Below are 20767 nucleotides of genomic sequence, written 5' to 3' on the forward strand. Positions count from 1 at the left end.
GTGATGAGTATATTGGATGTAACGCCGCTAGATAATAAATTTAGTGAGCAGATTAAGGCGATTATTAATAATAAAACCAAGCCGTTAGGGGCCTTAGGTCAACTCGAATCCCTAGCATGGCAATTGGCGATGATCCAAAGCCAATCGTCCACTCAAGCCACAACGAAAATCGCGGTGTGTCAGTCGGCGATGCTTGTCTTTGCTGGCGATCACGGTATTGCTAAGCATGGTATCAGTATTGCGCCATCAGAGGTCACCGAGCAAATGGTGATGAATTTTATGGCCGGAGGTGCGGCGGTTAATTGTTTTTGCCGAATTGCAGATATTGATTTACACGTTGTTGATTGCGGCATTTTATCCGAACCTCGAGAAATATTACCGAGTCATGCTTATTTGCACCGCCAGCGATTAGGTGCAGGTACTGAAGATTTTTCGAGTCAGTCAGCAATGAGTGCTGAGCAAGTTGATTTAGGCCTTAATTACGGTGAGAAAATTGTTAAAGACATCGCAGAGCAAGGTTGCCAGATAATGCTACTTGGTGAAATGGGGATCGGTAATACCAGCTCAGCATCAGCGCTACTTGCCTTGCTGACTAATACACCAGTCATTGATTGTGTTGGCAAAGGCACAGGTATTAATGACGAGCAGTATCAACGAAAAGTTTCCTTGATCGAACAAGCTAAAGCTCGAATTGACAGTACTTACTCGTTTAATGGTGAAGCGTTAAATGCAGAGCTGTTACGTTTGTTGGCTGAAGTAGGAGGGTTTGAAATTGTCCAAATGATTGGCGCAATTATCGCTGCGGCAAAACAACAATTACCCGTGGTTATCGATGGTTTTATTGTCAGTGTCGCCGCGCTTTATGCCACTAAGCTATCGCCAGCGGTAAAAGACTATTTAATTTTTGCGCATTGTTCGCAAGAAAAAGCACATAAGTTAGTGCTAGCACACCTGGATGCTAAGCCGTTATTAGATTTAGGTTTAAGACTTGGCGAAGGTTCTGGCGCAGCATTAGCGATGCCGATGATTAAAGCCGCTGCCGCATTTTATAATGATATGGCCAGTTTTGATAGTGCTGGAGTGACGGTCTAATGCAAGTCATTGGAAAAACATTACGTAAACAATGGCAATTATTTTGCCTCGCGGTGATGTTTTTTACCCGATTGCCAGTGCCGCGTTCAACATCATATTCGCATGCGCTTATGAATCAAGCTAATCGATATTTTTCATTGGTTGGTTTGCTTTTAGCGCTGCTCTTAGCGGTATTTTACCAATTGCTGACCAGCTATTTACCAAGCTCGGTTAGCGTGATCCTTTTAATGATTTTCTCGGTTGCCTTAACTGGTGCTTTTCATGAAGACGGCTTAGCCGATATGGCTGACGGAATAGGCGGGGGCATGAGTCCAGAAAAGCGGCTTAGCATTATGAAGGACAGTCGACTAGGGACGTATGGCACAATCACCTTGATGTTAACTTTAGCATTAAAGTTTGCCTTATGGTCGCATTTGGCTGCGCTATCATTAATTTTGCCGAGTATTTTTTTGGCGTACAGCTTGTCGCGCGCGCTATCGTCAAGTTTGATTTTTAATACCCCCTATGTCAGCGATACTGATACCAGTAAAAGTAAACCGCTTGCTAGCAAACAAACCTTGGGTGAATTATTGATTGGAGTGTTGTTTGGTATCTTGCCACTGTACTTGTTTATTGACATCGCCGGTTTTGGTAAGTTTATCGCCGCGTTAGCGTTTACTTTAGTGGTTTTTCGCAGCACCTTTCGTTATTGGCTGATTAAACGAATTGGGGGTTTTACTGGCGATTGCTTGGGCGCAGCTCAACAAATTAGTGAGTTACTTATCTATGTGGTGATTATTGTCTTCTCTCCTGCACTCACTGAAGCTTTAAGTTTACCGCTTGCTGAGGTGGTTAAATGATCCATTTGATATTAGGTGGGGCACGCTCGGGTAAATCGAGTTATGCAGAGCGCTTAGTGATAGAACAATATCATTCATTGCAACGCGTTTATGTTGCTACCGCGACTGCATTTGACCATGGCATGGCTAGGCGTATTGCCAAACATCAGCAACAGCGCACAGGCGATAATTGGCAATTGATTGAGTGCCCAGTGGCGCTGGTTGAATGCCTTGAAGCTTTAAATGATCATCAGGTGTGCTTAGTCGAGTGCTTATCCTTGTGGCTAAATAATTTACTTTATCAACAGTCTCAGCAAGAGTGCACGGTTGAACAATTGGATGAATATTTACATCAGCAAACTAAACAGCTGGTTGAACAATTAGCCAAAAGCCAAGTAAATGTGGTGATGGTCAGTAACGAAGTTGGCTTTGGTGTGATGCCGATGGGAGAGCAAACACGCCTGTTTGTCGATCATTTAGGCTGGCTTAATCAGAAAATCGCGCAAGTGGCAGATCAGGTTGATTTATTATGTGCAGGTATTGCCATGCCATTGAAGAGGCCATCGTAGTATGAAAACTATTTACTTGCTACGACATGGTCCATTGGTCGCAAAGCCCGGCTTATATGGTGTCAGTGATATTGACGCTAAATTAGCACAGACTAAGGCTATTGCGATAAACGTTGCTAACCATATCACTAAAGATATTGATGTCAGTGATCTTGGTAAACTTGCTATCATCAGTTCACCATTAACGCGCTGCGCCACCTTGGCAAGGCTATTAGAAGAAGAAATCACTAAAAATACGTCAAGCTTGACTGAATTGGATACAGATTCGGCGTTTCAAGAAATGAATTTTGGTCAATTCGATGGATGCTGTTTTGATGACATTCACGCAGATTCCGCTGACTGGCAATTGTTAGCGCGTTTTTGGCAAGTACCGCTTGAGCATCCATTACCACAAGCTGAGCCGTTGCAAGTATTTCAGCAACGAGTTATCAACGCATGGAAAATGCTGGTTGAACAAGTATCTGAGTCGACAACGACCTTGTTGGTTAGCCATGGTGGCGTTATCCGCATGATCCTTTCATCTGTGTTGGCTGAAGATATTTCAGCGCCAAACTGGTACCAGCACCATCGTATTGACTATGGATGTTTAGTCAAAATTACTCTATCAGCAGACGACGTTGTGCTGACAGACGTTAGTGATATGTTTTTGGCCGGTCAATCTAAGGTGGTATTTAATGGCTAATAACGTGGAAATATCAGATAAGTTGAACGTTGGTACCTTAATGATACAAGGCACCACCAGCGATGCCGGAAAAAGTACCTTGGTGGCGGCATTATGTCGACTATACGCACGCCAAGGACTCAAGGTCGCCCCGTTTAAACCGCAAAATATGGCGCTCAACAGTGCGGTTACACCATGTGGCGGTGAAATTGGTAGAGCACAAGCTGTGCAAGCCCAGGCTGCTGGGGTTGAGTTATCAGTGCACTTTAATCCGGTATTGTTAAAGCCGCAATCAGATAAGCGTGCACAAGTGATTATTCAAGGCAAAGCGCTCTCAGCGATGGATGCTGAGGATTATCATGCCTATAAAAAGAAGGCCGCCGAGGCAGTTTTTGCCTCTCATGATTATCTCACTGAGCACTATCAGCGCGTTATCGTTGAAGGGGCGGGGAGTCCGGCTGAAATTAACCTGCGCGAGGGTGATATTGCCAATATGGGATTTGCTGAGCAGGTCGACTGTCCGGTGATTTTGATTGCCGATATTGATAAAGGTGGCGTTTTTGCTCACCTTGTCGGTACATTGGCGTTACTTTCTCCCTCAGAGCAGGAGCGAGTGGTTGGTTTTGTAATTAATCGCTTTCGTGGTGACATTAAATTATTAGCACCTGGCCTAACGTGGCTTGAGCAATATACCAATAAACCCGTATTAGGGGTTTTACCCTATATTCATGGCTTGCACCTTGCGGCTGAGGATGCTGTCGAAACAAAGCAAGAGCATGGCGAGACCAAGTTTAGGGTTTGCGTGCCAGTAACGCCACGCATGAGCAATCATAACGATTTTGACGCCTTAAGATTGAACCCTCAAATATCGTTGGAGTTTGTTTATGCCAATGAGTTTAGCCGAACACAATTACCAGCTGCTGATCTGATTATTTTAGCGGGCAGTAAAAGTGTTCATGCGGACTTAGCGTTTATTCGCGAGCAAGGCTGGCAGTATGATATTGAGCGCCATTTGCGTTATGGGGGCAAGCTGTTTGGTATTTGTGGCGGTTATCAAATGCTTGGTGAACTGATAGAGGACCCACAAAAGATTGAAAGCGATATTGTCTCTATGGCTGGATTGGGTTACCTGCCGATAACCACGACAATGCAAGGTGACAAAAAGCTTACTAACGTTCATGGTACTTTAACGCTTAACGCTGGTGAAGCGATTGATATATCAGGTTATGAAATTCATCAAGGTGTCACTAGCACTTCAGCAAACTTAACGACCATTGTTGAAACTCAAGAAGGTCGAGGTGGCGCAATGACAGCTGATCAGCAGATAGCTGGCTGTTATCTACACGGAATTTTTGATAGCGCTGGTGCTCAAGTGGCGTTGGCAAAATGGTGTGGTATTGAACTAGAAAAACCTCAAGCGCAAGAAACGATTCAAGAGCAAGCAATAAATAAACTCGCCGATGTGTGTCAGCAACACTTAAACCTATCGGCAATTGAACAATGTTTAACTAATTGGAATAACAAATGACAGAGATAGACAAAGCAAAAAAACATCAAGAAAGACAACAAAAATTGAAAGAAAAAGTTGATGAGCGTATAGCGGCAGCCACTGATGATAAAGGGCTATTGCTAGTGATTACTGGCAATGGCAAAGGTAAATCAACCTCAGGTTTTGGTATGATCACTCGTTCTGTTGGCCATGGCTTAAAAGCAGCGGTTTGTCAGTTTATTAAAGGGACATGGGATTGTGGTGAACGCAATTTATTGGAAGCAAATGGCGTTCCGTTTTATGTCATGAAAACAGGCTTTACCTGGGAAACGCAAAACAAAGAAACTGACATTGCAGCAGCAGAGGTAGTGTGGCAGGAAGCGAAGAAGCTGTTAAATGATAAAACGGTCAACACCGTATTATTGGATGAGCTAACCTATATGTTGACTTACCGATATCTAGACATTGACGAGGTGTTAGAGACCATCGCTAACCGACCGCCAGAACAACACGTGATCGTCACCGGCAGAGCGGCTCATCGCCGTTTAATCGAAATGGCCGATACGGTTTCTGAAGTGCAATCGATCAAACATGCTTTTGATGCCGGTATTAAAGTACAAAAAGGGATAGATTGGTAATGAATGGTGCTTGGTTGGTGAAGAAAATTTTAATAGTGTTAAGTGGATTAATGAGCTTAGGGCTCGTTAATAACGCAAGTGCTAGTAGTAATGACAGCAAAAGTAACCACTATCCACGAATTATTGCCTTGGCTCCTCATATTGTTGAAAACCTTTATCAAGTGGGGGCTGGGCAATACATTATTGGCACGACAGAGCATGCTGATTATCCTGAGCAAGCTAATCGTATTAAGCGGGTTGGTAATTACGCCAAGCTCAATATCGAGCAAATATTAGCAATGGCACCCGATGTTATTATTGCCTGGAAAACTGGAAATCCCAGTGATGATTTAGCTCGTTTAGCGCAAATGGGTATCGAGATTATCTACTCCGACCCTCATTATTTAGAAGATGTTGCAGCAGAACTGACTAAGTTTGCCAAAATTGCTGGCACGCAAGCGCAAGGCGAACAAGCAGCTAAACGCTTTTTGGCTCGCTTAACGGAAATTAAGGCCGCTTACCAAGACAAAACCACGATTAGTGGTTTTTACGAACTATGGCCAAGACCGTTAACTACTGTCGCCAATGATGCCTGGCCGCAGCAACAGCTTGAAGTTTGTGGCGTTGATAATCCGTTTAAAGAAAGTGCCACTGATTACCCGCAAATTAACTTAGAACAAGTGATACTGCACAGTCCAAAAATAATCATTCAACCAACGAGTCATGGCAGTAATCAAGCTGATGCGATTGATTGGCGACAATGGCCATCGATCCCTGCGGTAAAAGCAAATGCATTTTTGCAGCCTGACGCCGATAAAATGCATCGCATGACCTCTAGGGCATTAGATGAACTGGCTTTATTCTGCCAGCAAGTTGATCAGTTACGAGCGCAACTGACCGAAAAAACACAATAGAATTTTGAGGGTAACCTTAACTAACAAGCGTTTGAGACAACCAGACGTTAAACTATGAATTTAGGGGTTTGAGAGCTTGTTCGGCGTAGACCATAAGCTAATCGAACATTATAGGGAAGCAAGTGAGACTCTTGCACTGCCCCCGCAACGGTAAGCTGATACTTTACTATCAGTAAGTCCGGAGACCGACCTAAATTCTTCATTTTGTTTTATCGATGCGGTGGGCATCGAAAGCGAGGAGAATATGAAAAAATCAATTATCGCAGCGGCAGTGGTCGCGTCATTTACAACGTTACCAACCGTTGCTGTCGAGCAAAGTGCTCAGGATGAACAAGAGCATATTTTGGTCACTGCTAACCGCAGCCAACAAGACAGCTTTTTGGCATTATCGTCGAATGTGGTGATAACCAACTATGAAATAGAAGCCATGCAAGTCACCAGCGTTGGTGATATTTTAAAAACTGTTGCTGGTATTAGCGTAGTTAACCAAGGTGACTCAGGACAAATGACGTCAATATTCACGCGTGGTACCAATAGTAACCATACTTTAGTGATTATTGACGGCGTGCGTGTAAATTCGGCGACAACAGGTGCGACTAACTTGTCAGCGATTTCTGTGCAGCAAATCGATCGCATTGAAGTTGTTAAAGGCCCACGCGCCGCATTATGGGGCTCTGATGCTATCGGTGGTGTTATTCAAATATTTACTAAGCAATATCAGCAAGGTGCAGGTAACATTGCCGCAGGTTTTGGCAGCCATGGTTTTTACCAAGCAGGTGGTTCTTTGGGCTTTGGTAACGACCAACATCGGTTTACTGTTAATGTCTCAACTGAAAAATCAGGTGGTTTTAATGCATACACCAGTGATCCTAATGATCCTGATGATATTGACGAGCCAGATGAAGACGGTTATCAGCGAGAGTCACTATCTTTGGTTGGTCGCAGTGCACTAACAGATCAGCTTAGCTTAAATCTTGTTGGTCGTTATGAGCAAACTTATAGTGAATATGATAGTGCTTATGGGGGTTATCCAGGCGTAAATGAACAAAATAGTCATAACTATCACCTAAAAGCTGAAAGTGTTTACCTTGGTGAAGATTTTTCAATTAACTTTGCGCTTGCAAAAAGCCAAGATCAAGGTGAGCGATTTGGAAGCGGTGTCGATGAAAATGACGCACAAGCCTTGACCACTAAACGTGATCAAGCATCGTTATTTGGCCAATTTCAGCCATTGACGAATACCTCGTTTTCAGCGGGATTTGATTGGTATGATGAACAAGTATCTGCGAACTACGATTTAAGTAGCTGGACAGAAGGAGTTCAGCAATATGGCCAAGCGTCTAGAGATGTGCGCGCAGTTTTCGCTCAAATCAATCATCAACAAGATGGCCTATTGTTTGAAAGTGCTGTGCGTTACGATGACATTGAAAGTGTTGGTCATAAATCAACTTACAATCTATCTATGGGGTATCAGGTGGCTGATAACTGGTTAGTTAGCGTTAATCGTGGAACTGGCTTTAAAGCACCGACCTTTAACTCATTATACTGGCCAGGTTCAGGTAATCCGTTATTAGCACCTGAGCATTCATTAACGCATGAATTACTGATCCGTAATCAAGGGCAAGATTATCGCGTTGAGTTAAGTTTATATGATACTGAAGTTGATGATTTGATCGCTTGGAATAGCCAAGCTGGACGCAGTGAGAATATTCAAGAAGCGCAAATGACGGGGGCAGATATTAACTTTTCAATGAGCTCTGGTAGTTTTGAACATCAGCTAGCACTTGCTTATGTTGATGCTGAAAATGTGACTACCCAAACAAGATTAGCGCGTCGTCCTGAATTTTCGGGAAGTTACTCACTTAACTATCATTTAAATCAATGGCAGTTGGGATCCATTATTAGCTATCGCGGTACTAGTGAAGAGTCTGTTTGGGGGGTTGGTAATGTCAACTTAGCCGCGTATTGGCTCGTTGATTTTACTGCCGCTTATCAAGTCACAGATAAACTGACGATAAATGCTAAATTAGCCAATATTTTTGATGAGAAATATCAGACGGCGCTTAATTATATTGCCGATGGTGCCAGTTATCGTTTAAGCATGACTTACGGGTTTTAACCATACGTTCATTGTGAACTGGTAACGATAGATATAATGCAGCTTAAGCAATTAAGCTGCATTTTTTTACGTAAGGATGCAGGACTTTATTTTAACGCTGGAAAGTAATTCGTTAGCCATGCTGTTAAGGTATTTTTGTTCAATAGTGACATTGCTTGTGCAGCTAATTTCAAACTCAATAATCAGAACGGCATAATTGGGGCCCATTAGTTGGCGTCAATAAAATCCCCCCTACAAGCGTCAAATTTTATTGACGCTCGATAAAGGCTTTTACTTGAGAGAGCGAGGCAGCACCTACTTTTCGATCAATAAGTTCACCATTTTCTATCAGTAAAAGTGTTGGAATTCCACGAATGCCATACTTAGTCATTAGATCTGTGGCTTGATCACTATCAACTTTAACCACTTTTATGTCACTGTGATCATTAGCAATTTTTTCGACAATAGGTGCGATCATTTTACAAGGTCCACACCAAGGAGCATAAAAATCGACAAGTACTTTTCCCGAATGCGCAATGACTTGTTGTTCGAAATCATCTTGGCTAATGCTGTTAACTTTTTCCATACCTTTTTCCTCTTCGTTAGGTTTTGCGCACTATAACAACCCATACTTTACTTTATTAGGTGAGTCTAATAGGATTCTTTGTTCTATTAGTGAAACAATTGGTTCTTATGTCACTTGATAATTTGCATTATTTCGTTGCCGTTGTTGAGCAAGGCTCATTGACTAAAGCTGCTAATCATTTATCTATCCCTAAGTCAAAATTAAGCCGTCGTTTAGCGCAGTTAGAGCAGCACTTAGGTAGTCAGTTAATGATAAGAACCACGCGCAAGCTGGTATTGACCGAGTCAGGTCGATTATTGCATCAGTCCGTTAAACCGCACATTGACGCACTTAATTCAGCCAGTGAGTTAGTTGGCAACTTTCAAGGTTATCCCAGAGGACAGCTAAAAGTGTTATTGCCCTTAGAGTTTTTTAGTCAATTATTTACAGAGTTAATAGCAAAGTTTGCTAAAAACTTCGCTGAGATTGAAATTATTTGTCATCATTACAGTCAAGCTATTCCTGAAGAAGATAGTAATTACGATCTAATTTTCATCTTACATGAGCAGCCATTGAATCACGCTTCGTGGATTGGAAAAAACTTATTGAGCTTTCCTCAATCGTTATATGCCGGCAATTTATTTAATCTGGCATCAATTAGCTCGGTAAAACAGCTAGAAGAAGTCAATTGTGTGCAGTCTTCTCCTGGAAAACCTTGGTTTTTTAGAGCGGGAAATACTATCGAAGCTATTTATGTTAAGGAACGTATCGTGTTAACGAGTCCTGAAATGCGTTTAAGTGCGGTTAAAGAAAATTTAGGTGTCGGGGTATTTCCTGATTACCTAGTCAGCAATCACCGGCACCAACTGCAGCGATTAAATATTGGCAGTGCACCTGTTGCTCAACAACTTAGCGTACTGTATCAAAGTCGAAGTATTCCGCAAAAAACTCGAGTATTTCTTGATTTTGTTCAAAGTCACATCGGTACACTCAGTTAATTGGCACTAGACTTAACTGGAAATGGTAACACGCATAAGCACTATATTTTCTTTGGCCATTCAAGTTGCCATGGCGCTTTTAAATTGTCTAACAATGATTTGCAGTCATTTAATTGAAACAACTCACCATCTTCTGGAGGTAGCAGGTATTCTAATTGTCGTCCTTGATAAATAAACCTTAAGCCATAAGCGTGAAGGTAACCTCGGTCAGCGGTATTATTACTTTCATATAAGCTATCACCTGCAATGGCAGCACCAATACTACTAAGTGCAACCCTAAGTTGATGGGTTTTTCCTGTGTAAGGTTTTAAAACGAATAACCGTAAGTTCGCTTTGACGCTGTAACTAAAAAACTGTGTTATCGCTGGGTTGTTTGTGCTTCGCAATAACTTCCACATGCCTCTTCGAGCTTTTGCCATATCTCCTTTGATCTGCCCTTGTTTCTTTATAGGCTTATGCGAGCTTAACGCAATATAATACTTCTCGATAAGGTGGTGCTCAAAAGCATGCTGAAACCAGCGTGCACACTCGAGTGTTTTTGCCATGATAACGAGTCCTGACGTCATTTTGTCGAGACGATGGACAGGGTAGAGCTCATCTAGCGCTATACTTTTTTTAACGAGAGAAAATAACCCTTGTCCCACGTTACCTTCATCATGGAAGCTGATATTTGCAGGTTTACTCACGATGATGAAATCTTGCTCATCGTGGACAATGTTAATTTGAGAAGGTAAGGAGAAGTTATCCATAGGACATTTATATATTCAAGGTAATAGACGATATTGTAAGGGAATTTTCGTACATTTTCTGTAAATTATCTTAACGCTCATTTAGATTGTAATTAATACTTACATTTATTTTTCTATTATACTGCCATTGAAATGTAGAATTACCGCCACAAAGTTAGGTAAATCGTTAAAGCGAAATGCTTAAGGGAATATTTTGTCACTTACATACAGTCAATTACTTTCAGCTTTTGAGTTGGATGAAAATAGTAATGCTTTAACTCATAGTGGTTATGGTGTTGAACGAGAAGCTTTAAGAGTGTTAGCTGAAGGAAAACTGTCCCAGCAAAGACATTATCCAGGACTAGGCGCCGCCTTAACTCACCCACATATAACTACTGATTATGCTGAACCCTTATTAGAATTTATCACACCAGTGAGCCACAGCCCTGAGCAGGTGATATCGCAACTAGAGGATATTCAGAAGTTTACCGTAGAGCAGATTGGTGAAGAACTCCTTTGGCCAATGAGTATGCCTTGCTTTGTTGAGAAAGAAGATGATATTGAGTTAGCGTATTACGGCACATCGAATATAGGTCGAATGAAAACAACTTATCGACAAGGGCTTAAAAATCGATATGGCAGTATGATGCAAGTAATTGCCGGCGTGCATTTCAACTTTTCATTTTCTCAAAAATTCTGGCAAGTATATCAATCAATTGAACAAAGTAACCTGTCACAACAAGATTACATCTCTGATAAGTACTTTGCTGTGTTAAGGAATTACAAACGCTTTGCATGGTTAATTCCATATTTATACGGAAGTTCTCCAGCAATTTGCCCCTCTTTTTTAAAAGGTAAAGAAACAAATTTGCCGTTTAAAAAATCACCGAGAGGTTATCTATATTTGGAGCATGCAACATCTTTACGCATGAGTGATCTAGGTTATACCAATAGTGAACAATCTTCTTTGCATATTTGTTATAACAGCTTAGAAAGTTACGTTAAGGGCGTGCAAGACGCTATCAACTTGCCTTCTCAAAAATTTAAGGCGATAGGGATAAAAGTTGGTGAAAACTATCAACAATTAAACAGTAATGTTCTTCAAATTGAGAATGAGCTTTACGCGCCCATTAGACCAAAGCAAGTTGCCCTATCAGGAGAAAAACCCTCACAAGCATTGAAGGCAAGAGGAGTAGAGTACATTGAAGTGCGAGCACTCGACGTTAATCCATTTTCAATAACGGGGATTGATAAGCAACAAATTTTATTCTTAGAAATATTTCTAACATTTTGTGCATTAAAACCAAGTGCCGATTTAGATCAACCCCAGCATGCTCAATTACAAGATAATATGAATCAAGTCGTGGTTAATGGCAGAAATCCAGCATTAATGCTCAATGATGGTATGCAAAGTAAATCGGTTAAGCAATGGGGACTAGAGCTGCTTGAAGAGATGAGTGCCATCGCGATATTGCTTGATAAAGCTAATAAGTCTACTAAATATCAATCAGCACTGTTGTTAGAAAAAGATAAGTTAATTGATCCGTCTTTAACGCCATCGGCAAAACTCGTTAAATATCTCGTAGAAGAAGACGGAAGTTTATCTCAGCTTGCATTGGCAAATGCAAAACAGTATCGAGATGAGTTAACGCAAAGAAATTATCAACTGTTTGATAGAGAGTACTTTATTGCGCAAGCGCAATGCTCCGTTAAAGAGCAGCAGAGTATTGAAAGCGCGGATACATTAAATTTCGATGATTTTTTAACGCAATATTTCAATCAATAATATCAGACAAAAAAAAGCGCGTTATTAAACGCGCTATAGATTAAGAAAGCAGTCCAGGGAGGTAAATTTTGCTTCTCGAATAGTATGACTCGGGTTCTCAGTGTTAGTTCATTTTTTGTTCTATTTTTTTTGTGTTTATTTTTTATCAGGATAAGTATAAAAAAAGCGCATCATTTAGATGCGCTATAAAACATGAAACACTAAGGGAAATTAAAGCCTCTCATTATGTAAGAGTGACATACATTCAAAAAGTTCAAATAAAATGTAATTTTAATCTTAAATTTTTACTCAACAATTTATAGGTAAAAAAAAAGCACGTAATCACGTGCTTAAAAGATGTTCAAGGGAAAACACAACTATCATGTCTTATAAACTCAGATAGGCTAAATTCGATAAAGTTCAAAAAATATATTTATTTTTATTATTTTTAAAAATTGGCAATTTCAGGCACTATATAAGAGCGTTTAGATATACTATTAATTGTTTGTGTTGGCGGAGATGTATTTAAAAATATGGTTTACTTTAAAAAGCTAGTCGTCATTTTTATCACCGTGATTTTTGTTAGCTCTTGTGCTACACCCCCGCCAAAAAATCCTGAAAATTTATGTGAAATATTTAGAGAGCACCGTGATTGGTATTTTGCAGCTAAGGAAGCGAGGGAGCGTTGGGGAGTGCCTATACACGTCCCAATGAGTATGATGTATCAAGAAAGTTCGTTTCGCTCTGATGCTTTACCGCCAAGAGACTATTTGTTTGGTTTTATTCCTTGGGGTCGGGTTAGTACGGCTTACGGCTACTCACAAGCCAAAACAATGACTTGGGATGACTATATTAAAGAAACCGGAAATTCAGGCGCTGATCGCGATGATTTTGATGATGCGATAGACTTTATGGCTTGGTTTATTTTTAAAACACAACGAGTCAATAAAGTGTCAAAGTGGGACGCTTATAATCAGTACCTTAACTATCATGAGGGGTGGGGTGGCTTTAAGCGTAAAACCTATAAAAGTAAAAATTGGTTAGTTAAAGTTGCCCGTAAGGTTGATAATCGAGCCCGTCAATATAGTGGTCAGCTAAAATCATGTGAGCAAGATTTAGATCGAAGCTGGTTATGGCGTCTATTTTTTGGCTAATGATAGAAAATGAGGCTTGCCTACTTAAAAAGATCAGTGGTTGTTAATAAGTTGTTATTATCACACGGAAGTGGAAGAATAAACCGCTAAATTGATGGTAAATATCTGGATTCAAGTTGGTAGTTGAACATTCACATTTTTCTAATGGTTTAACAATTTTTGTTTAAACGTCACCTTTGGTAATGAACGCCTAGTTTGTAAAAAATATCCCTCTTAAATAAGCATTTTTCTTGCCAAATAAAATTCGCAATATTAAGGATTTACTGTAAACGCTTGAATTGTCAGCGCTCCAAAATAGGCGTAAAAAAAACTTCATTTTTTCGTAAAAAAGGTTTGCAAAATTACAGTACGTTATTTTACTGGTCTGGAATTCGTTATCCACAGAAATTGTGGAAATGTTATTGAGTACTAGTGGTCTGTGGATAACTTTGTGTGTAAATTTTGCCGGTTGACCTGTTATCCACAGTAAAAGCTTATTTTCAGGATAAGCAATGTAAATATAATAAGATAAGTGGCTACGAGTTGGCATTGCACACTGGTGCATTGAGCATCGGAGTTTACTTTGACATTAATGCGGATCAGCCCAATACAATTTTGAACCAATCAAGAAATTAGCTATTTAACCTTAGGTTATATAAATTGAGATGCGATAGAAGTAACAAACAGATTATTGATGCCTTGAAGTGGATTGTTTAACTGTAGCGTTGTTTTTGTCGATCTATGGTGATTAGAGTGATTGAACGTATCACAAGTACCGAGAGAAAAGGTAGCTAAGTTCAACAAAGTTCAACCAAGTTCAATCGCGAGGGTTCTGCCAGCAATAGTACAAAACTATGACGCTCGTTTAACTAGGCGTCACTCTCTTGCTGGCCGATATAATATTCGGGCATGATACGTACTGTCTTAATCATGTTGTCGGTAACATCAATTATTTCAACAGGGTAACCGGCAATGCGAACACTTAACTTGGCTTGAGGAATATCTTCTAACACCTCGACAATTAGACCATTTAACGTTTTAGGGCCGTCTGTTGGAAAGTGCCAATTCATTTCTTTATTGATCTCTCGGATACTAGCACCACCATCAACGAGGTAACTGCCATCAGGTTGTCTTGACAGCTCTTCGCTAGGTGCTTGCGTCATGCTGGTGGTAAATTCACCAACGATTTCTTCAAGAATATCTTCAAGTGTTACTAGCCCTTGGATGTCACCATATTCATCGACCACTAAACCCAGTCGCTCTTTTGCTCGTTGAAACTTTAATAGTTGCACGTTTAGCGGAGTGCCTTCTGGTATAAAATAGAGCTCACGTACTGCACGTAACAAGGTTGCTTTTGTGAACTGATTTTTCGAGAGTAACTTAAGCGCATCGCGCATGTGAATATAGCCAACCACATCGTCAATGCTATCGCGATAAAGTAATACTCTAGTGTGTGTCGATTGTGTTAACTGTTTTTGAATTTTTTTCCAGTCCTCATTGATATCGATACCCACTAGTTCACTTCGAGGTATCATAATGTCTTCAACGGTTACATTTTCAAGATCGAGTACACCAACCAACATGTTTTGATCTCGCTCAGGGAGCAGGGCGGTCGATTCATTAACCACCGTTCTTAACTCTTCTGTACTGAGACTGTGTTGTTCCCTTTGTTCTTGGCTAATGCGCAAAAGCGCTAAAAAGCCATTGGTAATACCGTTAACCAAAACAACGATAGGAAAGAGCACTTTTAGTAAGCCTGTTAAGATAATCGAGCTTGGGAAGGCCAGTTTTTCCGGATAAAGTGCCGCTAAGGTTTTTGGTGTGACCTCAGCAAAAATTAAAACGACTAGTGTGAGGATAAATGTCGCATAGACCACGCCAACATCTCCAAATAATCGCATGCCAATGATGGTTGCAATTGCTGAAGCAGCAATATTGACGAGATTGTTACCAATAAGTATCAGGCCGATAAGCCTGTCTGGACGACTGAGAAGCCTGCTAACACGCTTCGCTCCCCGGTGATTTTGCTTTTCTAAATGTCTTAAACGATAACGGTTTAATGACATCATGCTTGTTTCTGAACCAGAAAAGTATGCAGAAATGAAAATCAATATGCCTAAAATGACAAACAATAATTGTGTTGAGACGCTGTCCAAAAAGGGTTCCTATAATGAGTTAACTATGTTTTTGTTATTCAACATCTAAAGTGTATTTATACCTTAAAAGCTAGAATAAGAGAAATTCTTTGACAAAACGACTGCCAAAGTAAGCCAAAGTTAGTAAAAACGTCGCGATAATCGTTAAAACCATCACTCTATGACCTCTAACCCCTTCTTTATAGTGTCGCCATATTACCCAGCTATAAATGAGTAAAGCCATTAGCGATAGCACGGTTTTGTGTGCATTGTCTTTACTAAAGAAGTTATCTAAAAACATTAAACCAGTTAACTGACTAATAAATAGAGTAAAGGTGCCGATTGCCAATAAGGTAAATAGCTGTCCTTCAACTTGCATCAGCGGAGGTAAATGAGTAACAGCGGTTAAGTTTTTACTTTTTAGTTTGTAGTTAATGTAGACGACTTGGAAAACAAATAAAGTAGCAATAATCAACACACAATAGGCTATTAGGGCCAATGATACGTGACTAAATAAAGCGAGTTTATCGGTCGTTAATGGGATTTGGTTACCGTGTGGAATAATTAACATGACAATTTGCCATATCCCGGCAAAGCCGTAGGTTACTGGCAATAGTAAATTAACTTTATATTTTAAGGCTAATGCACTTATGGTGACAGCAATCACTAAGCTCACCAGTGAAATGACGTTTGGTAAGGCAAAATCAATACTTGATTGAGTAAACAATAGTAAGTTGATAGAAACTAAATGCGCTATCACGCCTATCATTGCAAATGATAGGACAAAAATGATATTCGGGCCTTTTTCATGGAACAGGCGATTGACCACTGCAACCGCGGCTATAAAGTAGCTTAACATGGATACAATTAAGCTAAGCGAAAACAGTTCCAAAAGAGACTCCATTCAAGTCATTAAAAACAGTCAGATGATTTTATCAGATTATTGCTGTGATACTAGCCCCAATCACTATTTGTCTATGTTTTATGTTAAACGGACAATGACGAGTAAAATTTATCCTTTCGCTAATTTGTCTGACACGTATAATAGAGGGCAGTATTTATTATCTAGTAACTGTTGAGTCATCCATGTTTGAAAATCTCTCCGATCGTTTAACCAAAACCTTGAAGAATATTAGCGGCCGAGGTCGCTTGACTGAAGATAATATTAAAGAAACCTTGCGTGAAGTGCGAATGGCGTTACTTGAAGCTGATGTTGCTTTACCCGTTATCAAAGAATTTATTGCCAAGGTTAAAGAAAGTGCTGTCGGGCAAGATGTCTCAAAAAGTTTAACACCGGGGCAGGTTTTCGTAAAAATCGTTCAGAAAGAGCTCGAAGTTGCCATGGGGGAAGTGAATGAAGCGCTTGACTTGAAAGCGACTCCACCGGCAATTGTGCTAATGGCGGGCCTACAAGGTGCCGGTAAAACGACGTCTGTAGCAAAATTAGCTCGATTTCTAAAGGATAGAGAAAAAAAGAAAGTCTTGGTGGTTAGTGCCGACGTCTATCGACCCGCAGCGATTAAACAACTAGAGACTTTGGCTAAGGAAATAGACGTTGAGTTCTTCCCAAGTGATATTAGCCAAAAACCTATTGATATTGCCAATGCTGCAATAGCACATGCCAAAAAGCAATTTTTTGATGTCCTTATTGTAGATACAGCCGGCCGTTTGCATGTCGATAGTGAAATGATGACAGAGATCCAAGAGCTACATAAAGCGATTAACCCTGTCGAAACCTTATTTACCGTCGATGCGATGACCGGGCAAGATGCGGCTAATACAGCCAAGGCCTTTAATGATGCACTTCCGTTGACTGGTGTGATCTTAACCAAAACTGATGGTGATGCCAGAGGTGGTGCTGCGCTCTCAATTCGCCATATTACCGGTAAGCCGATTAAGTTTATGGGGGTGGGCGAAAAAATTGATGCATTGGAGCCTTTTCATCCAGATAGAATCGCTTCTCGTATTCTTGGTATGGGAGACGTGTTGTCCCTCATTGAGGAAGTGGAGCAAAAAGTTGATCGTGCAAAAGCTGAAAAACTTGCCAAAAAGGTTAAGAGTGGCAAAGGGTTTGACCTTGAAGACTTCCGAGAGCAACTTGTTCAGATGAAGAATATGGGGGGCATGATGGGCTTAATGGACAAGCTGCCTGGAATGGGGAATTTGTCTGAGCAAGTTAAAGGACAAATGGACGATAAAGTAACGGTGAAAATGGAAGCGATTATTAATTCAATGACGCCGGGTGAACGTCAACGACCTGAAATTATCAAAGGATCTCGTAAACGCAGAATCGCGGCAGGTTCAGGTACAGAAATACAAGACGTTAATAAGTTGCTTAAACAGTTTACCCAAATGCAAAAAATGATGAAAAAGATGTCAGGTAAAGGTGGCATGCAGAAAATGATGCGCTCGATGAAAGGAATGATGCCGCCAGGTGGAATGGGGGGCGGAATGTTCGGCAGAAAATAGCGAGCATAGCATTGTCAGCTAATTTCGTTGCAACCAACGAATAACTAACATTTTTTTATTGCCAAGGCTTATGTAACATATAAGCCTTTTTTATCACTATCGAAAAAAGATATTTCACTGATATAAAAGCAGGGGATTACTTGCTTTTTCCGCAAAAAAGCGTAGAATACGCGAGCTTTTCTGTCACCCAGGTGATGGGAAGTGTCTGGAAAATTCGTTTAACACTTAAATAATAGAGGACGATATGGTTACCATTCGTTTAGCTCGTGGCGGCGCTAAGAAGCGTCCATTCTATCAGGTTGTTGTTGCAGATAGCCGTAACTCTCGCGATGGTCGTTTCATCGAGAAAGTTGGTTTCTTCAACCCTACAGCACAAGGTCAAGCAGAAAAGTTACGCTTAGATCTTGATCGTATCAACCACTGGGTTGGTCAAGGTGCAGCTGTATCTGATCGTGTGGCCAAATTAGTTAAAGACGCTCAAGCAGCAGCTTAATTAATAGGTTTTAGGAGTCATCGTGGTCGCGAAAGAAAGTGCAGTTACCCTTGGAAAAGTAGGCGCAGTCTACGGTATTAAAGGGTGGTTAAAGATTCATTCGTTTACAGATGAACAAGAAGCCATACTTGACTACTTTCCTTGGTCGTTAAAATTAGGAAATAAATTACAGCAAGTTGAAATAACCGATTGGCGCAAACATAACAATGGACTTATTGTTAAGGTTGGCGGCATTGATGATAGAGACCAAGCACAAACTTTGGTTGGTTCTGATATTGTGATTAACGAAGAGGCATTGCCAGAATTACCGGAAGGTGAGTTTTATTGGCGAGATCTCATCGGGTTGCAAGTTATTACCTCATCAGGTTACGACCTCGGTGTAGTGTCTGATTTATTAGAAACAGGCGCAAATGATGTACTTGTTGTCAAAGCGAACCGAAATGACGCATTTGGTAAAAAAGAGCGGTTAATTCCTTATCTTTTTGATCAAGTGGTAGAATCGGTGAGTATTGAAACTAAACAAATATGTGTTGACTGGGATCCAGGTTTTTAGTTAGTGAGTGATAGCAATAAAAATACACACCTTTGGGTTGGAGCGATTAGCTTGTTTCCTGAGATGTTTAGCGCTATCACAGAGCATGGGGTAACCGGCCGAGCAATAAGAAATGGGTTAATTGAGTTTCAAACATGGAACCCAAGAGATTTTACCCAGGATCGTCATCGTACCGTTGATGACCGCCCCTATGGTGGTGGGCCAGGTATGTTGATGATGGTGCAGCCTTTACGAGACGCTATAGCAGCGGCGAAGCAGGCGGCACAAGAGCACGGCGGAGCGGCGAAAGTAATTTATTTGTCGCCCCAAGGCAAAAAATTGACACAAGCGGGTGTTCATGAACTCGCCCAACATAACCGACTAATTTTTATTGCTGGTCGTTATGAAGGGATTGATGAGCGACTGATCGAGTCTGATATAGACGAAGAGTGGTCGGTTGGTGATTATGTCCTAAGTGGTGGTGAACTGCCAACGATGACAATAATTGATGCCATAGCACGGTACGTGCCTGGTGTATTGGGACACAATTTATCTGCAGAGCAGGATTCATTTTCGAATGGATTGTTAGATTGTCCTCACTATACTCGGCCAGAGGTACTTGATACCTTATCGGGAGATTCGAAAGAAGTTCCTAAAGTGCTATTGAGTGGAGATCATGAAAAAATTCGCCAGTGGCGTTTGTATCAATCACTAGAAAGAACATGGACTAGAAGACCAGAACTATTAACTGACCTAGCTCTGACAGCAGAACAGGAAAAGATGTTAGCGCAAATAAAAGCGAAAGCTCGACCTGTTGATGACTGTGAACCCTAGGAAGAAGGTAATTATGAGTAAAATTATTGAAATGCTCGAGCAAGAGCAATTAAAGAAAGATGTACCAGCGTTCGCTCCAGGCGATACTGTTGTTGTACAAGTAAAAGTTACAGAAGGTGATAAAACACGTCTTCAAGCATATGAAGGTGTTGTTATCGCTGTTAAGAATCGTGGTATTAACTCTGCGTTCACCGTTCGTAAAATTTCGAGTGGTGTTGGTGTAGAGCGTGTGTTCCAAACTCACAGCCCAATCGTTGATTCAATCCAAGTTAAACGTCGTGGTGATGTTCGCCAAGCGAAACTTTACTATCTTCGTGAGCGTTCTGGCCGTTCAGCTCGTATCAAAGAGAAGTTGGCTAAAAAATAATTGTTGCCTTTGGCAAACAATAGCTCAATATCCAGACAAGAAAACCTGCAGCTTAGCTGCAGGTTTTTTTACGTTAAAATTTAGCGGCAACTTTCACTGAGTCATTGACCGCACCATCACTGACATAAGCAATCAGGTTAGGATTTTGGCTGACCAATTTTACTGCTTCTGCTTCACTCGCTACGCTTTTAGGTGCTTGACCTTTACCTGTAAATATTAATTTAGACCAATAGGCTTTAAGTTGACTCTCAGATTTGCCGAGCATGGAGTTAATAAATTGCTCACGGACATCACCACCTTCCAAATCAAGCGGTACCGCTTGTGCGCCATCTGGAAATGATTTACTTTTGCCTAAGAATACTTTTTTGATAGCAGAGGAGTCTAACGCAGCACCATTTGATGGATGAACGATTACCACGCCTGCAAATGAAACCATCGGTAAAGTTGCGAGTAGTATATAAGTCAATTGACGTAAAATTTTCATCGTTAT

General features: G+C 40.8%; 21 protein-coding genes and 1 riboswitch. Of the genes, 16 read left to right on the forward strand and 5 right to left on the reverse strand.

What is annotated here, in order from left to right; genetic code table 11:
* Positions 1-3 precede the first annotated feature (3 nt).
* The 8 genes from cobT (at position 4) to ACSLUH_RS00535 (ending at position 8279) form a co-directional block, all read left to right on the forward strand.
* Positions 4-1092, forward strand: coding sequence for a nicotinate-nucleotide--dimethylbenzimidazole phosphoribosyltransferase (gene cobT / locus ACSLUH_RS00500; RefSeq protein WP_448564002.1), 1089 nt, complete (start codon positions 4-6; stop codon positions 1090-1092).
* Positions 1092-1931 (forward strand): adenosylcobinamide-GDP ribazoletransferase, encoded by an 840-nt coding sequence (locus tag ACSLUH_RS00505; protein ID WP_448563471.1) that lies wholly within the window; start codon positions 1092-1094, stop codon positions 1929-1931. The genes cobT and ACSLUH_RS00505 overlap by 1 nt, the downstream gene beginning before the upstream one ends.
* A complete protein-coding gene (gene cobU / locus ACSLUH_RS00510) occupies positions 1928-2479 on the forward strand; it encodes a bifunctional adenosylcobinamide kinase/adenosylcobinamide-phosphate guanylyltransferase (protein ID WP_448563473.1) in 552 nt (183 codons plus the stop codon). Before ACSLUH_RS00505 ends, cobU begins: the two co-directional genes overlap by 4 nt.
* A 1-nt stretch (position 2480) precedes the next feature.
* A complete protein-coding gene (locus tag ACSLUH_RS00515; RefSeq protein WP_448563475.1) occupies positions 2481-3161 on the forward strand; it encodes a histidine phosphatase family protein in 681 nt (226 codons plus the stop codon).
* Complete coding sequence (locus tag ACSLUH_RS00520; RefSeq protein ID WP_448563477.1) at positions 3154-4668, forward strand: cobyric acid synthase; 1515 nt, start codon at positions 3154-3156, stop codon at positions 4666-4668. Before ACSLUH_RS00515 ends, ACSLUH_RS00520 begins: the two co-directional genes overlap by 8 nt.
* Positions 4665-5267, forward strand: coding sequence for a cob(I)yrinic acid a,c-diamide adenosyltransferase (gene cobO, locus ACSLUH_RS00525; protein WP_448563479.1), 603 nt, complete (start codon positions 4665-4667; stop codon positions 5265-5267). Before ACSLUH_RS00520 ends, cobO begins: the two co-directional genes overlap by 4 nt.
* Positions 5267-6160 (forward strand): cobalamin-binding protein, encoded by an 894-nt coding sequence (locus ACSLUH_RS00530; RefSeq protein ID WP_448563481.1) that lies wholly within the window; start codon positions 5267-5269, stop codon positions 6158-6160. Before cobO ends, ACSLUH_RS00530 begins: the two co-directional genes overlap by 1 nt.
* A 47-nt stretch (positions 6161-6207) precedes the next feature.
* Positions 6208-6368: riboswitch (cobalamin riboswitch) on the forward strand.
* A 36-nt stretch (positions 6369-6404) separates the two neighbouring features.
* Positions 6405-8279, forward strand: coding sequence for a TonB-dependent receptor domain-containing protein (locus ACSLUH_RS00535; RefSeq protein ID WP_448563483.1), 1875 nt, complete (start codon positions 6405-6407; stop codon positions 8277-8279).
* A gap of 247 nt (positions 8280-8526) precedes the next feature.
* Here the strand turns inward: ACSLUH_RS00535 and trxA are convergent, their stop codons facing one another.
* Positions 8527-8844 (reverse strand): thioredoxin, encoded by a 318-nt coding sequence (gene trxA, locus ACSLUH_RS00540; protein ID WP_448563485.1) that lies wholly within the window; start codon positions 8842-8844, stop codon positions 8527-8529.
* A gap of 107 nt (positions 8845-8951) precedes the next feature.
* On the opposite strand from trxA, the gene ACSLUH_RS00545 reads away from it, so the two are divergent.
* On the forward strand, positions 8952-9821 hold the full coding sequence (locus ACSLUH_RS00545) for a LysR family transcriptional regulator (RefSeq protein WP_448563487.1): 870 nt from the start codon (positions 8952-8954) through the stop codon (positions 9819-9821).
* 41 nt (positions 9822-9862) lie between these two features.
* Here ACSLUH_RS00545 and ACSLUH_RS00550 read toward each other — a convergent pair whose 3' ends face one another.
* Complete coding sequence (locus ACSLUH_RS00550) at positions 9863-10570, reverse strand: TIGR01621 family pseudouridine synthase (protein WP_448563489.1); 708 nt, start codon at positions 10568-10570, stop codon at positions 9863-9865.
* 193 nt (positions 10571-10763) lie between these two features.
* Here ACSLUH_RS00550 and gshA point away from each other — a divergent pair, with 193 nt between their 5' ends.
* Together gshA and ACSLUH_RS00560 are read left to right on the forward strand one after the other, a co-directional pair.
* Positions 10764-12335 carry a glutamate--cysteine ligase gene (gshA, locus tag ACSLUH_RS00555; protein WP_448563491.1) on the forward strand — a complete coding sequence of 524 codons (1572 nt, stop codon included), beginning with the start codon at positions 10764-10766 and terminating at the stop codon, positions 12333-12335.
* A 512-nt stretch (positions 12336-12847) separates the two neighbouring features.
* The gene (locus ACSLUH_RS00560) at positions 12848-13468 is read left to right on the forward strand and encodes a transglycosylase SLT domain-containing protein (RefSeq protein ID WP_448563493.1); all 621 of its coding nucleotides are present in this window, start codon (positions 12848-12850) and stop codon (positions 13466-13468) included.
* Between the two features lie 848 nt (positions 13469-14316).
* On the opposite strand, the gene ACSLUH_RS00565 is transcribed toward ACSLUH_RS00560, so the two are convergent.
* Together ACSLUH_RS00565 and ACSLUH_RS00570 are read right to left on the reverse strand one after the other, a co-directional pair.
* The gene (locus tag ACSLUH_RS00565) at positions 14317-15603 is read right to left on the reverse strand and encodes an HlyC/CorC family transporter (protein WP_448563495.1); all 1287 of its coding nucleotides are present in this window, start codon (positions 15601-15603) and stop codon (positions 14317-14319) included.
* A 70-nt stretch (positions 15604-15673) separates the two neighbouring features.
* Positions 15674-16474, reverse strand: coding sequence for a cytochrome C assembly family protein (locus ACSLUH_RS00570; RefSeq protein ID WP_448563497.1), 801 nt, complete (start codon positions 16472-16474; stop codon positions 15674-15676).
* 194 nt (positions 16475-16668) lie between these two features.
* Between ACSLUH_RS00570 and ffh the strand changes: the two genes are divergently transcribed.
* The 5 genes from ffh to rplS all read left to right on the forward strand — a co-directional run bounded on the left by ffh (position 16669) and on the right by rplS (position 20277).
* Complete coding sequence (gene ffh, locus ACSLUH_RS00575) at positions 16669-18051, forward strand: signal recognition particle protein (protein ID WP_448563499.1); 1383 nt, start codon at positions 16669-16671, stop codon at positions 18049-18051.
* A gap of 244 nt (positions 18052-18295) precedes the next feature.
* Entirely contained in the window at positions 18296-18544 is a 249-nt protein-coding gene (gene rpsP / locus ACSLUH_RS00580) for a 30S ribosomal protein S16 (RefSeq protein ID WP_448563501.1), read from the forward strand.
* Positions 18545-18566: 22 nt separating this feature from the next.
* Complete coding sequence (gene rimM / locus ACSLUH_RS00585) at positions 18567-19097, forward strand: ribosome maturation factor RimM (protein ID WP_448563503.1); 531 nt, start codon at positions 18567-18569, stop codon at positions 19095-19097.
* Positions 19098-19100: 3 nt separating this feature from the next.
* Positions 19101-19910 (forward strand): tRNA (guanosine(37)-N1)-methyltransferase TrmD, encoded by an 810-nt coding sequence (gene trmD, locus ACSLUH_RS00590; protein WP_448563505.1) that lies wholly within the window; start codon positions 19101-19103, stop codon positions 19908-19910.
* A gap of 13 nt (positions 19911-19923) precedes the next feature.
* Positions 19924-20277 carry a 50S ribosomal protein L19 gene (rplS, locus tag ACSLUH_RS00595; RefSeq protein ID WP_448563507.1) on the forward strand — a complete coding sequence of 118 codons (354 nt, stop codon included), beginning with the start codon at positions 19924-19926 and terminating at the stop codon, positions 20275-20277.
* Between the two features lie 73 nt (positions 20278-20350).
* Here rplS and ACSLUH_RS00600 read toward each other — a convergent pair whose 3' ends face one another.
* A complete protein-coding gene (locus ACSLUH_RS00600) occupies positions 20351-20761 on the reverse strand; it encodes a type 2 periplasmic-binding domain-containing protein (protein ID WP_448563509.1) in 411 nt (136 codons plus the stop codon).
* Positions 20762-20767 lie beyond the last annotated feature (6 nt).

It is taken from the genome of Thalassotalea ganghwensis (genome assembly GCF_053485795.1).

Bases quoted from the DNA above. Each gene is read 5' to 3' on its own strand.
- ffh (WP_448563499.1), top strand. From the start codon at position 16,669: ATGTTTGAAAATCTCTCCGATCGTTTAACCAAAACCTTGAAGAATATT.
- ACSLUH_RS00505 (WP_448563471.1), top strand. From the start codon at position 1,092: ATGCAAGTCATTGGAAAAACATTACGTAAACAATGGCAATTATTTTGC.
- ACSLUH_RS00550 (WP_448563489.1), bottom strand. From the start codon at position 10,570: ATGGATAACTTCTCCTTACCTTCTCAAATTAACATTGTCCACGATGAG.
- ACSLUH_RS00520 (WP_448563477.1), top strand. From the start codon at position 3,154: ATGGCTAATAACGTGGAAATATCAGATAAGTTGAACGTTGGTACCTTA.
- trxA (WP_448563485.1), bottom strand. From the start codon at position 8,844: ATGGAAAAAGTTAACAGCATTAGCCAAGATGATTTCGAACAACAAGTC.
- ACSLUH_RS00530 (WP_448563481.1), top strand. From the start codon at position 5,267: ATGAATGGTGCTTGGTTGGTGAAGAAAATTTTAATAGTGTTAAGTGGA.
- cobU (WP_448563473.1), top strand. From the start codon at position 1,928: ATGATCCATTTGATATTAGGTGGGGCACGCTCGGGTAAATCGAGTTAT.
- ACSLUH_RS00515 (WP_448563475.1), top strand. From the start codon at position 2,481: ATGAAAACTATTTACTTGCTACGACATGGTCCATTGGTCGCAAAGCCC.
- rplS (WP_448563507.1), top strand. From the start codon at position 19,924: ATGAGTAAAATTATTGAAATGCTCGAGCAAGAGCAATTAAAGAAAGAT.
- ACSLUH_RS00560 (WP_448563493.1), top strand. From the start codon at position 12,848: ATGGTTTACTTTAAAAAGCTAGTCGTCATTTTTATCACCGTGATTTTT.
- ACSLUH_RS00600 (WP_448563509.1), bottom strand. From the start codon at position 20,761: ATGAAAATTTTACGTCAATTGACTTATATACTACTCGCAACTTTACCG.
- cobO (WP_448563479.1), top strand. From the start codon at position 4,665: ATGACAGAGATAGACAAAGCAAAAAAACATCAAGAAAGACAACAAAAA.
- cobT (WP_448564002.1), top strand. From the start codon at position 4: ATGAGTATATTGGATGTAACGCCGCTAGATAATAAATTTAGTGAGCAG.
- ACSLUH_RS00545 (WP_448563487.1), top strand. From the start codon at position 8,952: ATGTCACTTGATAATTTGCATTATTTCGTTGCCGTTGTTGAGCAAGGC.
- ACSLUH_RS00535 (WP_448563483.1), top strand. From the start codon at position 6,405: ATGAAAAAATCAATTATCGCAGCGGCAGTGGTCGCGTCATTTACAACG.
- rpsP (WP_448563501.1), top strand. From the start codon at position 18,296: ATGGTTACCATTCGTTTAGCTCGTGGCGGCGCTAAGAAGCGTCCATTC.